The 15,671-nt window shown below is 29.7% G+C and carries 13 protein-coding genes; all 13 read left to right on the top strand.

The features are described from left to right. Positions 1 to 61: 61 nt before the first annotated feature. Entirely contained in the window at positions 62 to 1,888 is a 1,827-nt protein-coding gene (locus KGF50_RS01010) for an SH3 domain-containing protein (protein WP_227846414.1), read from the top strand. A 212-nt stretch (positions 1,889 to 2,100) separates the two neighbouring features. Then, positions 2,101 to 6,399, top strand: coding sequence for a PolC-type DNA polymerase III (locus tag KGF50_RS01005; RefSeq protein ID WP_227846413.1), 4,299 nt, complete (start codon positions 2,101 to 2,103; stop codon positions 6,397 to 6,399). A gap of 212 nt (positions 6,400 to 6,611) precedes the next feature. Then, complete coding sequence (rimP, locus tag KGF50_RS01000) at positions 6,612 to 7,073, top strand: ribosome maturation factor RimP (protein WP_227846412.1); 462 nt, start codon at positions 6,612 to 6,614, stop codon at positions 7,071 to 7,073. A 29-nt stretch (positions 7,074 to 7,102) separates the two neighbouring features. Next, positions 7,103 to 8,257 carry a transcription termination factor NusA gene (gene nusA, locus KGF50_RS00995; RefSeq protein WP_227434217.1) on the top strand — a complete coding sequence of 385 codons (1,155 nt, stop codon included), beginning with the start codon at positions 7,103 to 7,105 and terminating at the stop codon, positions 8,255 to 8,257. A gap of 6 nt (positions 8,258 to 8,263) precedes the next feature. Next, positions 8,264 to 8,545, top strand: a complete 282-nt coding sequence (gene rnpM, locus KGF50_RS00990; RefSeq protein ID WP_227434218.1) for an RNase P modulator RnpM — start codon at positions 8,264 to 8,266, stop codon at positions 8,543 to 8,545. Beyond that, a complete protein-coding gene (locus tag KGF50_RS00985) occupies positions 8,535 to 8,846 on the top strand; it encodes a L7Ae/L30e/S12e/Gadd45 family ribosomal protein (protein ID WP_227434219.1) in 312 nt (103 codons plus the stop codon). Before rnpM ends, KGF50_RS00985 begins: the two co-directional genes overlap by 11 nt. A 21-nt stretch (positions 8,847 to 8,867) precedes the next feature. Beyond that, complete coding sequence (gene infB / locus KGF50_RS00980; RefSeq protein ID WP_227846411.1) at positions 8,868 to 10,808, top strand: translation initiation factor IF-2; 1,941 nt, start codon at positions 8,868 to 8,870, stop codon at positions 10,806 to 10,808. Positions 10,809 to 10,850: 42 nt separating this feature from the next. Beyond that, a complete protein-coding gene (rbfA, locus tag KGF50_RS00975; RefSeq protein ID WP_227434221.1) occupies positions 10,851 to 11,231 on the top strand; it encodes a 30S ribosome-binding factor RbfA in 381 nt (126 codons plus the stop codon). Further along, a complete protein-coding gene (locus KGF50_RS00970) occupies positions 11,224 to 12,195 on the top strand; it encodes a DHH family phosphoesterase (RefSeq protein ID WP_227846410.1) in 972 nt (323 codons plus the stop codon). The genes rbfA and KGF50_RS00970 overlap by 8 nt, the downstream gene beginning before the upstream one ends. A 12-nt stretch (positions 12,196 to 12,207) precedes the next feature. Continuing rightward, on the top strand, positions 12,208 to 13,113 hold the full coding sequence (gene truB, locus KGF50_RS00965; RefSeq protein ID WP_227846409.1) for a tRNA pseudouridine(55) synthase TruB: 906 nt from the start codon (positions 12,208 to 12,210) through the stop codon (positions 13,111 to 13,113). A 131-nt stretch (positions 13,114 to 13,244) separates the two neighbouring features. Then, a complete protein-coding gene (locus tag KGF50_RS00960) occupies positions 13,245 to 14,174 on the top strand; it encodes a bifunctional riboflavin kinase/FAD synthetase (RefSeq protein ID WP_227846408.1) in 930 nt (309 codons plus the stop codon). A gap of 103 nt (positions 14,175 to 14,277) precedes the next feature. Continuing rightward, positions 14,278 to 14,535 carry a 30S ribosomal protein S15 gene (gene rpsO / locus KGF50_RS00955; protein ID WP_227434225.1) on the top strand — a complete coding sequence of 86 codons (258 nt, stop codon included), beginning with the start codon at positions 14,278 to 14,280 and terminating at the stop codon, positions 14,533 to 14,535. 238 nt (positions 14,536 to 14,773) lie between these two features. Then, entirely contained in the window at positions 14,774 to 15,619 is an 846-nt protein-coding gene (locus KGF50_RS00950) for a DegV family protein (protein ID WP_227846407.1), read from the top strand. Positions 15,620 to 15,671: the final 52 nt, after the last annotated feature.

Genomic DNA, 15,671 nt, shown 5'->3' with positions numbered 1-15,671 from the left:
TAAGTTGTCGTATAATTATATTAAAATTGTTTTAGTGTTAAAAGAAGGGCGGGGGAAGTAAGTGAAGAAAAAAGCAGCTTTAGCAACATTAGCTGTATTACCATTAACTATGGTAAATGCACATGCTGATGGAGAAATAGGTATAGTGACTATAAATTATTTAAATGTAAGAAATGAACCAACTGCCGAAAGTAGTATATCTTTTGTTGCTAAAAAAGATGATAAAGTTTTAATAAAAGACTCTTCTAATGGATGGTATAAAATAAAAGCTGAATCTGGACAAGAAGGTTGGGCTTCATCAAAATATATAGCAAAATCTAATAGTGATTTTTTAAGAACATCTACAAATAAAGAAAAACAAGTTACTTCAAATAGTTTAAATATGAGAAATGGAGCAGGAACAAGCTATAGAGTTATAACTGTATTGAAAAAGGGACAAAAAGTAGAAGTAATATCTGAAAGCAATGGTTGGTCAAAAATCAAATATGATGGAAGACTAGGTTATGTATCTAGCTCTTATCTAGGAGATGTATCAAGCTCAACTAATAAATCAAAAACTAAGCAAGTAAATACAACTTCACTAAATGTAAGAAGTGGTCCAAATACAAGCTATGGTGTATTAGGTAAGTTGCCAAAAGGAAGTAAGGTAGAAGTAATATCAGAATCTAATGGATGGTCAAAAATAAAGTATAATGGAAAAGATGGATATGTATCTAGTATGTATTTGTCAGATGCAGGTCAGAGTGATACAAATGATTCTAGCCAAGGTACTGATAAAAAAGATACTAACAAATTTGTAAATACAGCTTCTTTAAATGTAAGAAGTGGTCCAGGTTCTACATATAGTAAGTTAGGAAAGGTATATAAAGGAAGTAAAGTAACTGTACTGTCGGAAAGTAGTGGATGGGCTAAAATTAATTTTAATAATAAAGAAGCCTTTGTTGTGGGAAATTATTTATCTAATTCAACAGATACATCAGACAACAATGCAAATAATAACTCAGATAACAATTCCAACAATAATGGAAATAATGATTCTACAACGTCAGGACAAGTAAATGGTATGGCAAATATAAGTGGAGCTAAGATTGATTATAAATCTCTAAGCTACACGTTAACTTCTCATATAAGTAAACAAGTTGAGAAAGCAACAGCAGGAGGGAATGTAATTGCTCCAGGTAATAGAAAAAGTGCTCCAAGTCCTGAATTTAGTACATTTTCGGCACAAAGAACAAGTTCATTTGTAAATGCTAGTTCAAGTGATATAGAATATTATTTAAATCCTAAAAACTTTACAAATACTACAAAAGGTATGATGCAATTTTTGAAGATTAATAGTTATAGAGGTGGCATCTCAGAGTCAAGTTTAAATTCGTACCTTAATGGATTATCTTCTAGTGTATTTAAGAATCAAGGAGCAGCATTTATAAATGCTGCTAAGAAGTATAATATAGATGTAGTATATCTAGTATCTCATGCTATGTGGGAAACTGCTTATGGTAAATCTACACTTGCACAAGGTCAAACATTGACTTCTTATAAAGGACAAGCTCTTAGTAATCCAGTTAAAGTGTATAATTTTTTTGGAATAGGAGCAATAGATAAAAGTGCTAATGTTTCAGGAGCAGAGGCAGCATATTCTAATGGATGGACTAGTATTGAAGCTACAATAGATGGTTCTGCAAAATGGATATCTCAAAACTATGTAAATAGTTCTAAGTACAATCAAAATACTATTTACAAGATGAAGTGGAATTATGATTATACATGGCACCAATATGCAACTGATGTAAATTGGGCTAATGGAATTTCTGGAATTATGGAAAATTTAATTGGCCTTTATGGTGGTGGAAGTAGTTTAGTCTTTGAAGTACCACAATATAAGTAATACATAAGTAAAAAATATAGACTATGGGTAGTTTTTCATTTTGTTTAAATTATCTATAGTCTTTTTGTATATAATTTACAAGATATAAACTTTAATATTAGCAAAATTTTTATGTTATAATATTAATTCTAAGTAAATATAAGTGAGTAATAGATAGAAATAGAGAAAAAGTGGTAATAATATATATATAATGTTAGGGAAGGAGGATATAAATGGAAAGTGTTAAGGAATATTTAGATAAATTAGAAATTAATAACAGTGGTCTTGGAAAACAACTTAAAGAAGTTTACATAAATAGAGTAGTTTATTTTAAAGAAAATAAAATTGTTTACTTTTACCTAACATCTAAAGATATTGTTTCGCATGAACTTTTAGATAAATTTAGAGAAGAATTGATGTATAAGCTTGATTATTTTAAAGATATAAAGATGAAAATAAGATTTACTGGGTTTGAAAGAAAATCTAACAAAGATGTTATAAAAAAATATTGGAATAATATATTGTATATATTAAAGTACTTGTGTCCGTCCATTGCAGGATGGTATAAGCAAGTTGAATTTCTTTGTTTAGATGAAGAATTAAAAATAAAACTTCCAAAGGGTATATTTTATGAGAGATTAATAAAAAAAAATGTAGTTCATGTACTTAAAACTGTTCTTAGTGAAGAATTGGGATTGGACTTAGATATAACTATTGAAAAAGCTGTTGATGAAAAGGTAAATGTAGAAAGACTCATAAGAATAAATGATAGAGAAATGGAAGAAAAAATTAGAGCATTGGAAATTGGACAAATTGATAAGTGTGAAGAAAATGAAGAAGAAGGTTATGTTATTAAATCAGAAGTTGACGAAAATTTAGTCTATGGAGATAATGCAAATGCTATGATTGAAAATATATCTGGATTAAATGCCTCTTCTGGAACAGTTGCAGTTGTTGGGGATATATTTGATGTTGAAACTAAAGAACTTAAAAATGGAAAAATACTTATGATAGCATCGATTACAGATTATACTAGTTCAATAAGTTGTAAGCTGTTTTTAACAGATACCAATAAAGATGGAGTACTTGAAAATGTTAAAAAAGGAGCTTATTTAAAACTTAAAGGTGACATAGTTTATGATACATATCAAAGAGAAATTAGTATGATGATTAGTGGAATTAGACAAGAAACTAGACCAGAGAGAAAAGATATTTCAGAAGAAAAAAGGGTAGAACTTCATGCACATACTCAGATGTCTTCTATGGATGCTATTTGTTCTGTTAAAAAACTTGTAGAACGTGCAGCTAAATGGGGGCATCCAGCGATTGCTATAACGGACCATGGTGTTGTACAGGGATTCCCAGATGCTATGAATGCTGGTAAGGCAAACAACATAAAAATACTTTATGGAGTAGAAGGGTATTTAGTTGAAGATGATTCTCTTATTATAGAAGATGCAAATGACAAAGAACTTTCTCAGACGTTTGTTGTATTTGATATAGAGACTACTGGATTTTCGAATACAAATGATAAAATAACTGAAATTGGTGCTGTAAAAATAGAGAATTTTAAAATTGTAGATAGATTTAGTGAATTGATAAATCCTGAAAAAGATATTTCGTATAAGATACAAGAATTAACAGGAATAACTAACGAATTGATTAAAGATAAGCCAACTATTGAAGAAGTTCTTCCAAGATTTATGGAGTTTGTTGGAGATAGTGTATTGGTGGCACATAATGCAGAGTTTGATACTGGATTTATATCACAAAAGTGTAGAGAACAGGGGATAATGTATAATCACAAAAAAGTAGATACACTTATGTTAGCTAGAGTAATGCTTCCAAAGTTAAAAAGACATAGATTAAATATTGTTGCTAAAGAGCTTGGTATACCTCTTTTAAATCACCATAGAGCAGTTGATGATGCAGAGGCAACAGCTCTTATATTTAATAAATTTTTACAGATGCTTACAGAAAAAGGAGCAAAAACTTTAAGTGATGTTAATAATATTCTTGGAAAAATTGACTACACAAAGCTTAGTACAAATCATATAACTTTGATAGCAAAAAATTCTGTAGGTATAAAAAACTTATATAAAATAATTTCAGATGCACATGTAAATCATTTTTTTAGAGCACCAAGAATCCTTAGAAGTATTTTAAATGAGTATAAGGAAGGTCTCATAATTGGTTCAGCTTGTGAAGCAGGGGTTGTTTTTCAAGCTGTAAAGAAAAATGTATCTGATGAAGAAATGAAAAAAATAATAGATTTATATGATTATATAGAAGTGATGCCTATAGATAACAATAGGTTTATGATTGATAAAGGAGAAGTAAAGGATGAAGAAGAGCTAAGAGAATTAAATAGAAAATTAATTGATACAGCTAAGAGATTTAATAAAATTCCAGTAGCTACTGGAGATGTTCATTTTTTAGATAAACATGAAGCTGTTTTAAGAAAAGTTTTAAAGTATTCTCAAGGATTTAAGGTAGATGAAGAAGAGACTTATTTACATTTTAGGACAACAGATGAAATGTTGGAGGAGTTTAGTTATCTTGGAGAAGAATTAGCATATGAAGTTGTGGTTGAAAATAGTAATTTGATTGCTGATATGGTTGAAAATATAAAACCTATACCAGACGATACATATCCACCAATTATAGAAGGTTCAGATGTAGAATTAAGGGAAATGTGCTATGAAAAAGCTAAACGGATTTATGGAGAGCCAATACCAGAAATAGTTCAAAAGAGATTGGATAGAGAATTAAATTCAATAATAAGTAATGGATATGCAGTTATGTATATCATAGCTCAAAAACTAGTTGCAAAATCTCTTTCAGATGGATATTTAGTTGGTTCAAGAGGTTCTGTTGGTTCATCATTTGCAGCTACGATGAGTGATATAACAGAAGTTAATCCTCTACCAGCTCACTATATTTGTGAAAATGAAGATTGTAAATATTCCTTTTTTTATGAAATAGGTGAATGGGGGTCAGGTGTTGACTTGCCAGATAAGGATTGTCCAAAATGTGGAAGAAAACTTGCTAAAAATGGTCATGACATTCCATTTGAAGTCTTCTTAGGTTTTGAAGGTGATAAAGAACCAGATATAGACCTAAATTTCTCAGGAAATTATCAGCCAACAATCCACAAATACACTGAAGAATTATTTGGAGAGGGATATGTATATAGAGCAGGTACTATAGGTACTGTAGCAGAAAAAACAGCTTTTGGATATGCAAGAAAATATGTAGAAGAAAATAATATAAATGTACCAAATGCAGAGGTGCTTAGACTTTCAAATGGGTGTACTGGTGTAAAAAGAACTTCAGGACAGCATCCTGGTGGAGTTATGGTTATACCAGACTATAAAGATGTATATGATTTTACACCTATACAATATCCAGCAAATGACACTTCTTGTGGTGTTATAACTACTCACTTTGATTATCATTCAATAAGTGGTAGGATACTTAAACTTGACATACTTGGACACGACGGTCCTACTATCATAAGAATGCTTGAAGATATTACTGGAATAAATATAACAGAAATTCCTCTAGACGATGAAGAGACTATGTCTTTATTTACATCGACAGAAGCGTTAGGAGTTACCCCAGAAGAGATAAATTGTCCTATAGGATGTCTTGCTGTACCTGAATTTGGAACTAAGTTTGTACGACAAATGCTCCTTGATACAAAACCCACTACGTTTGCAGAGCTTGTACGTATATCTGGTCTTTCTCATGGTACAGATGTTTGGGTAAATAATGCACAAGATTTAGTTAGAGAAGATATAGTGGGATTAAAAGATGTTATATCTACACGAGATGACATAATGAACTACTTAATATTTAAGGGCTTACCTCCTAAGATGAGTTTTACAATAATGGAGAGTGTAAGAAAAGGGAAAGGTTTAAAACCAGAACATATTGAAGAAATGAAGAAAAATAATGTCCCAGAATGGTATATAGGTTCATGTAAAAAGATTAAATATATGTTCCCCAAAGCACATGCTGTTGCTTATGTTATGACCTCATTTAGAATTGCATACTGTAAAGTACATTACCCAGAAGCCTTTTATGCAACTTACTTCACTACAAAAGTGGAAGATTTTGATGCGGATTTAATTGTTAGAGGTTTGGATACTATAAAATCAAAGATAAATGAGATTGAAGCATTGGGAAATGATGCAACTACAAAGGAAAAAGGTATGTTGACTGTATTAGAAGTTGCCCTTGAAATGTATGCGAGAGGGATAAAGTTGTTACCAGTCGATATATATAAATCAGATGCAAGCGACTTTATAGTTGTTGGAGAAAAAACATTACTTCCACCAATGGCAGCAATACAAGGTCTTGGAGGAAATGCAGCTTTAAATATTCAAAATGAAAGAAAAAATGGTGAATTTATATCAAAAGAAGATTTAAGAAAGAGAGCAAAAGTATCAAAAACAGTAATAGAAACACTTACTAATCATGGCTCACTTGAAAATATGAGTGATGAAAACCAATTGTCATTGTTTTAGCTTAGTTCAAAAAGTTGCAAATAAAAGAATTTTATGATATCATAGTATAGAAAATAGTATACTTTGCAGAAACTAAGAGTGAGACCGCTGTTCTCACTCTTTTATTTTAAATATATTATTAAGAACTAGTTTAATTTTATTAAATACATTTAATTTAAAAATTATTTAATAAAATTAAACTAGTCATTTACAATTGAATAGGAGGTAATTTAATGAAAAAAGATTTAGAAGCAGCAATTGAAGAAATTGTAACTAAAATAACGGATGAACATGGATTTGAAATGGTTGATGTTGAATATGTAAAAGAAGCGGGAGAATACTACTTAAGAGTATACATAGATAAAGAAGAAGGAATATCTTTAAACGAATGTGAATTAGTTAGTAGAGAACTAAGCCCAATATTAGACGAAAAAGACCCTATAAAAGAGAATTATTTTTTAGAAGTATCTTCTCCAGGGCTTGATAGAGCATTAAAAAAAGACAGAGACTTTGTTAGATATCAAGGTAGAGAGGTAGATTTAAAATTATATAAACCATTAAATGGATGTAAACAATTTGAAGGTGAACTTATAGGATTAACAGAAGATAATAATATAAAAATCATTATAAATGGTGAAGAAATGGAATTTAATAGAAAAGATGTTGCTATTGTTAGATTAGCAATAAAGTTTTAGTGGTATATTAAATAGGGAGGAAATAAAAAATGAATCATGAATTTATGGAAGCACTAAACGAATTAGTAGTTGATAGAGGTATAGATAAAGAAATACTTATAGATACTATAGAGCAAGCTCTTTTAACTGCATACAAAAAAAACTTTGGTTCAGCACAAAATGTTAGAGTTGAGTTTGATAGAGACAAAGGAGATATAAAAGTATTTTCTCAAAGAGTAGTTGTCGATGAATCAGACCTATATGATACTTTCTTAGAAATAGAGTTAGCAGATGCTAGAGAGATAAACCCTAACTATGAGTTGGGTGATATTATAGAGCATGAAGTTACACCTAAAAACTTTGGAAGAATTGCAGCTCAGACAGCAAAACAAGTAGTTGTTCAAAGAATAAGAGAAGCTGAGAGAGAAATAGTGTATAATGAATTTATAGAAAAAGAAAATGAAATAGTTACAGGAGAGGTTGCTAGAGCAAATAAAAACATTGTTTATGTAAATCTTGGAAGAATAGAAGGGATAATGACTCAAAGTGAACAAATCCCATTTGAAAATTACAAAGCAGGTCAAAAAATAAAATTCTATATACTTGAAGTTAAAAAGACTAACAAAGGACCTCAAATAGTTGTATCAAGAAGTCATCCAGGTCTAGTAAAGAGATTATTTGAAGAAGAAGTTCCTGAAATATATGAGGGTATAGTTCAAATAAAATCAGTGGCAAGAGAAGCTGGGTCAAGAACTAAAATGGCAGTAAGATCTATAGATGAAAAAATAGACCCAATTGGAGCTTGTGTAGGTCCAAAAGGACTTAGAGTAAAAAATATAGTGGATGAACTTGGTGATGAAAAAATAGATATAATAAAATATAGTGAAAATCCAGCAGAGTTTATATCAGCAGCGCTTAGCCCATCAAAAGTTGTTAAAGTAGATATAAATGAAGATGAAAAATCTGCCTTAGTTATTGTTCCAGATTATCAGTTATCACTTGCTATAGGTAAAGAAGGCCAAAATGCAAGACTTGCAGCAAAATTGACGAACTGGAAGATAGATATTAAGAGCGAATCTCAAGCAGAACAAGAAATGATAAATCTTGAAAATTCCAAAGAAATAGAAGATGAGGGTATTAAAGCTGAATTTATCAATCAAGATGAGTTAGATATCTCAGATGATAATTTCAAAGAAGAAGAGTAAGGAGGGATGGCTTTGAAAAAAGTAAAAAAAGTGCCTCAAAGAAAATGCATAGCATGTCAAGATAGAGACTCTAAAAAAGAGCTTATAAGAATAGTTAAAAATAAAGAAGGAAAAATATTTTTAGACCCAACAGGAAGAGCTAATGGAAGAGGAGCATATGTATGCAAAAGCTCTGAATGTCTAAAAAAAGCTATAAAAAGCAAAGCATTAAATAAAGCTTTTAAAATTGATGTTCCTGATGAAGTCTATGATAATCTACTTATGGAGTTAGAAGAATATGAAAAATAATAAAGAAAAGATACACTCGTTCTTAGGACTCGCAACTCGTGCAGGGAAAATAGTGTCTGGTGATGATTCAACTTTGCTTGACTTAAAAAAAGGAAAAGTAAAATTAATTTTAATTGCAGAAGATGCATCAAATAACACAAAAAAACTTTTTAAAGATAAATCAACTTTTAGAAATATTCCATATCTATTTTTTTCAACAAAAGATGAAATAGGATTTGCAATAGGAAAATCTCCAAGAGCAGTCGTAGGAATAAAAGATGAAAATTTTGCTAAAAAGATAATTGAACTAATAGAAATTTAAAATAAAATAGGGGGTGATCTTGTGTCAAAAACAAGAGTATACCAAATAGCAGAAAAATTAAATATATCAAATGAAGAGCTTATAAATAAGTTAGCTGAATTAGATATAAATGTAACTGACAAAGATTCAGTATTAGAAGGTGAAGCGTTAGAATTAGCACTTGAAGTGTTAAGTGAAGATTCATCTCAAGAAAATGGAAATATTATAGAAATAGATGGACAGTTGACAGTACAAGTATTAGCAACTAAATTAGACAAATCTCCAGCAGAAATAATTATGAAGCTTATGAAAATGGGAACTATGGCAACAATAAATCAAGAGATAAATTTTGAGATTGCTGCTTTAGCTGCCAAAGACTATGGATTTGAATTAACAGTAGCAGAAAGTGATGATACAGAAGCTTTAGAAATAGAAGCTTTAATGGAAATTGAAGAAGATAATGAAGAAGATTTAAAACCTAGACCACCAGTTGTTACAGTTATGGGACATGTTGACCATGGTAAAACATCTTTACTAGATGCAATAAGAAAAACTGATGTAATTTCAGGTGAAGCTGGAGGAATAACTCAGCATATAGGTGCTTCAGAAGTTAAAATTAATGGACAAAAAATAGTGTTTTTAGATACACCAGGACATGAGGCTTTCACATCAATGAGAGCAAGAGGAGCACAAGTTACAGATATAGCAATATTAGTTGTTGCAGCAGATGATGGTATAATGCCTCAAACAGTAGAAGCAATCAACCATGTTAAAGCAGCAGGAGTACCTTTAATAGTTGCTATAAATAAAATAGATAAACCAGGTGCAAACCCAGATAAAGTTAAACAAGAATTAGCAGACCAAGGATTATTAGTTGAAGACTGGGGTGGAGAAGTAATAGCAGTTCCAGTATCAGCTAAGAAAAAAGAAGGAATAGATACACTTTTAGAAATGGTATTGTTGGTTGCTGAAATAGAAGAATTAAGAGCAAATCCAGATAAAAGAGCAGTAGGAACTGTTATAGAAGCTGAGCTTGATAAGGGAAGAGGTCCAGTCGCAACAGTACTTGTTCAAGGTGGTACTCTAACAGTAGGTGATCCAATCGTTGCAGGTGTTGCATGTGGTAAAGTTAGAGCAATGATAAATGCAAAAGGAAAAAGAGTAAAAACAGCAGGTCCATCTACAGCAGTGGAAATATTAGGTCTATCAGAAGTTCCACAAGGTGGAGACCAATTCGTTGAGGTTCCAACAGATAAAATTGCTAGAAGTGTAGCAGCAAGAAGACAACAATTAGTTAGAGATGAGATGTTAAAATCAACTCAAAGATTATCACTAGATGCTTTATTTAGTCAAATGAGTGAAGGTGCTATAAAAGACCTTAACATAGTTATAAAAGCAGATGTACAAGGTTCAGTACAAGCAGTTAAACAATCTTTAGAAAAATTATCAAATGAAGAAGTACAAGTTAAAGTAATACATGGAGGTGTTGGAGCTGTAACAGAATCAGATATATTACTTGCAGCAGCTTCTAATGCAATAATAATAGGATTCAATGTAAGACCAGTTCCAGGTGCAGAATCTCTAGGAGAAAAGGAAAATGTTGATATAAGAACATATACTATAATATACAAGGCTATAGAAGATATACAAGCTGCTATGACTGGTATGTTAGACCCTGAATATGTTGATGAAGAAACAGGAAAAGCTGAAATAAGAGAAATATATAAAATATCTGGTATTGGAACAGTAGCTGGATGTTATGTAACTAATGGTAAAATATTTAGAAACTGTAAAATAAGATTAGTTAGAGATAGTATAATAATACATGAAGGTGAACTTGCAGCACTTAAGAGATTTAAAGATGATGTAAAAGAAGTTAATTCTGGATACGAATGTGGTATGAGTTTTGTAAATTATAATGACATAAAAGAAGGCGACGTAATAGAAGCTTATATAACTAAAGAAGTAGAAAGAAAATTATAAATTCGTATCAAAGAAAATCAGTTAGTAAAGAAGGTCGATGGTATGGCATCATATAATAGAACAAGAAGAATTGCAGAAGAAATAAGAAAAGTAGTAAGCACTATGCTTATAAATGGAGTAAAAGACCCTAGAATAACATCTTTGGTAAGTGTAACTGATGTGGAAGTTACAAATGACCTAAGATACGCTTATGTATATGTAAGTATTCTAGGTGGAGATGAAGAATCCACATTAGCAGGACTTAAGAGTGCTGGAGGGTATATAAGAAGAGAAGTAGGAAAAAATATAAAGCTTAGATATATTCCTGAGATAATATTTAAACTTGATGATTCAATAGAAAAAGGAATGTATATGGATAGCCTTATAAAGAGAGTAAATGAAAAAAATACTCAAAAAAATGAGGATGAAAATTATGATGAATAATATTGATAGTATTATAAATTATATATATGAGGGTGACTATTTTATAGTTACCTCTCATATTAGTCCAGATGGAGATAATATTGGTTCTACACTTTCAATGTATTATACACTAAAAAGTTTAGGGAAAAATGTATATTATGTACTTGATGATGAAGCTCCATTGAATTTAAGATTTTTAGTTGAAGGTATAAAAATTTATAAGTCTCATGAATTTGATATAAATAAGTATTCTCTAATTGCACTTGATTGTGGAGATAAGATGAGAATATGTGTAAGTGATGAAATCAAAAATAATGCATCAAAAGTAATCTGTATTGACCATCATGCTAGTAATGATTCATATGGAGATTTAAACTATGTAGATATTGATGCATCTTCTACCTGTGAATTAGTTTATAATTTATTGGTTAGATTTCAAGAAATAAAAGATATTAAGATTATAAATAAAGACATAGCAACATGTTTATATACAGGTCTTGTAACTGATACTGGAAATTTTTCCTATTCAAATGTGCATGCAAGTAGTTTTGAAATGGCAAAGAATTTACTTGTTTTAGGTGCAGAAAAAAATACTATAATACAAAATATATATCAAAGTAATTCTTCTGATTATTACAAATTATTAGGTGAAGCTTTGAAATCTTTGGAGATATTTGATTCAAAGGTATCTAGTATAATTTTAACTCAGGATATGATGAATAGGAATAACATGAGTTTCAATGATGTTGATGGTATAACAACATATACTAGAGATATAAAAGATATTGAAGTTGGGATTTTATTTAAAGAAAAAAAACAAAATGAAATTAAAGTGAGTTTTAGGTCAAAAAATTATGTTGATGTGAGTGAAATAGCTAAAGTATTTGGTGGCGGTGGTCATATAAGAGCTGCTGGATGTACTATCAAAGATAGTATTGATAATGCTAAAAAAATGGTATTAGAGGCAGTGTTAAAATCAATTTAAGGTGACAATAAAATGAATAAGATTATAAATATATTGAAACCTACAGGTATGACATCTCATGATGTTGTAAGTAGGGTAAGAAAGATTTTAAATATAAAAAAAGTTGGGCATACAGGTACTCTTGACCCAGATGCATCAGGTGTTTTACCAATATGTATAGGAAAAGCTACAAAAGTATGTGAACTTATTTTAAACAAAGATAAATCGTATATATGTGAGCTTACTTTAGGTATAAGTACAGATACCTATGATTCGTCTGGCGAAATTATAAAAAAAATTGATGATTTTAAGTTAAGTAATGAAGATATAGAAAGAGCCTTTGATACACAAAAAGGTGAAATAGATCAACTTCCTCCAATTTACTCAGCTTTAAAAGTAAATGGAAAGAGAATGTGTGATTTAGTGAGAAGTGGTAGAGGATCTGAGATTACTTTAAAAACTAGAAGAATAAACATAAAAGATATAAAAATCCTTAGTATAAAAGGTAATAAAGTAATGTTTTATGTTGAATGTTCTAAAGGGACTTATGTGAGAAGCATTTGCCATGATATAGGCGAACATCTAGGATGTGGAGGACATATGTCGTTTTTAAATAGAACATCTTCTGGTAAATTTAACTTGGAAAATTCAATAACGCTAGAAGAATTAGAATTATTTTATGCAAATGAAACTCTAGATAAACACTTATATGATATAGATTATGTATTGGATTCGTTTAATTATATTGTATTAAATCCTAATGCTATAAAATATTATAGTAATGGTGGTTCAATAGATGATAAGAGATTTTTAAAGAACAATCTCAGTAAAGATGATGAATTTGTAAGAGTATACAGTAAAGATGACTTCTTAGGATTAGGAAAATTATCAAAACATAATAATACAATAAGTGTTAAAAGTGATAAGATGTTTATATAATCAATGTATTTGAAAAAACACCAAAAGAGATAGTACTATAATAACTTCTATAGTCTATCTCTTTTACTTATGCTATAATAGTTTGTGAATAAGTTAAGAGTAAATTATAATTTTAGCGGGGAAAATTTATTATGGTGATTATAAAATCTATAGCAGAAATAGCAAACATAAAAGAAAGTGTCATTACCATAGGGAATTTTGATGGCATACACAAAGGACATCAAGTTCTTATAAAAAAAGCAGTTGAATATGCAAAAAAAGAAAATATACAGAGTATTGTATTTACATTTGCAAATCATCCTGTAAACTACTTTAGACCAAACTCAACAAAAAATATTATAAGTAATGAGGACAAAATAAAATTATTGAAAGAATTGGGAATAGATATAGTTGTAATAATACCATTTGATGAGTATATGACTAAAATACCTGCAAAGGATTTTGTAGAGGAGATACTAGTAAAGAAATTAAAGGCTAAAAAAATAGTGATTGGACATGACTTTACGTTCGCCAGAGCTAAAGAAGGAAATGTCAATCTATTAAAAAGCTTAGAAGATGAATTTGGTTTTGAGGTGGAAATAATAAAACCAATCAAAATAAATGATGTAAGAGTGAGTAGTACTTATATTAGAAGTTTAGTATCCCAAGGTGATATGACTAATGTCAAAGAGTATTTAGGTCGTAATTACAAATTAGAAGGTTGTGTTATACATTCTAAACACCTTGGAAGAACCATGGGATTCCCAACAGCAAATATTGACCTTAAGAATAATATGCTCGTTCCAAAGAGAGGTATCTATGCTTCTATTGTACATATTGGAGATGAGGTTTATTTTGGTGCTACAAATGTAGGTTACAACCCAACAGTTAATGGAAAATCTTTGTCTATTGAAACAAACATTTTAGAATTTGACAGAGATATTTATGGTGAAAATATAATTGTTGAATTTTTGGAAAGAATAAGGGATGAGAGAAAATTTAATTCAATAGATGACTTAAAAAATCAATTGTCTAATGACACAAACTATGTATATGAAAAGTATGTTTGCAAAAACAGGTAATGTATGATAAAATGATTAAGGAAAATAACCATTACTCAGCTTTTGAATACTCCAATCAATGCTTAGTAATAGGCGTTTCTAAAAAAATACGGAGGTAATCTAAATGATAAACAAAACAGAAATAATCAAAGAATATGGAAGAGTTGAAGGAGATACTGGTTCTCCAGAAGTACAAATAGCTTTATTAACAGCTAGAATAAATGATCTAAATGGACATTTAAAAACTCATAAGAAAGACCACCATTCAAGAAGAGGACTATTAAAAATGGTTGGTAGAAGAAGAAACTTATTAGCTTACTTAAAAGAAAAAGATCTTGAAGGATATAGAGCATTAATAGCTAAATTAGGATTAAGAAAGTAATTTCATTCTTTATAAAAAAGCAGGTATAGTGTATACCTGCTTTTTTATAGTTAATTTATTATAGAGTAAAATAGTTAATAATAAAAGTAATTTATACATTATAAAAAATTATAAAATGAATAATATTGGGTAAGAATATAAGGTAATATATAAATACATAGTCAATTAAAAAGGAAAGATAAGATAAATATAGAAATTTTATACTATAACATTTAGTTAGAATAAGGAGGATATTATTTTGAAAATAAAGTTAGTATGTGATAGTTTGTGCGATATTCCATATGAAATATCAGAGAAAGATTATATAGAAATAGTTCCACTTACAGTTATTTTTAATGATAGAGAATATATAGAAGGAGTGGATATAGATAAAGAAGAGTTTTACAAGAAAGTAAAAGAAATAAAACAAATACCTAAGACTTCGCAAGCTACATATATGGAGTTTAAAGAAGTATTTGATAAGTTTATAGAAGAGGGATATCATATAATCTGTTTAACAGGTGCATCAAATGCTTCAGGAACTTTTCAAAGTGCTGTAATAGCTAAAAATGATATGAATGAAAAAGAAAAAATACATATATTTGATACTCGAAACTTATCGCTTGGTAGTGGGCAATATGTTATAAAGGCCTGTGAACTTGTTGAAGAAGGTTTAGGGTTTGAAGAAATAATAAATGAGTTAGAAAACATTCGTAGTAGTATAAGACTACTGTTTGCTCCATATACTCTTGATTTCTTAAAACAAAGTGGAAGGGTTCCAGTAGCAACTGCTTTAATAGGAAATATGTTGAATATAAAACCTATATTTTTCTTTGATAATGGGGAAGCTAAGTTGGTAAACAAGGTTAGAGGCGTAAAAAATATAGCAAGTAAACTAGTAGATATAATTTTAGAAATGAATGAAGGGTCTTTAGAAGGGAAAATAGTAACAATAGGTTGTGGAGATAATCTACATGATTGTGAAATATTAAAAGAAGAAGTAAATAAAAGAATAAAAGCAAGAAGAGTCTTGTTTACTAGAGGTGGAGTTTCTATTTGCTCTCATACAGGGCCAGATATATTGGCTATAAGTTGTTCTAATTAGCAGGAATATAAGCTTCTTGCATATATAGGCAAAGATAATTTTATATTGTTAA

Origin of the sequence: Clostridioides sp. ZZV15-6598, assembly GCF_020657705.1 — a bacterium.
Taxonomy (GTDB): domain Bacteria; phylum Bacillota; class Clostridia; order Peptostreptococcales; family Peptostreptococcaceae; genus Clostridioides; species Clostridioides difficile_F.
This window is presented reverse-complemented; position numbering and strand designations above follow the sequence as displayed.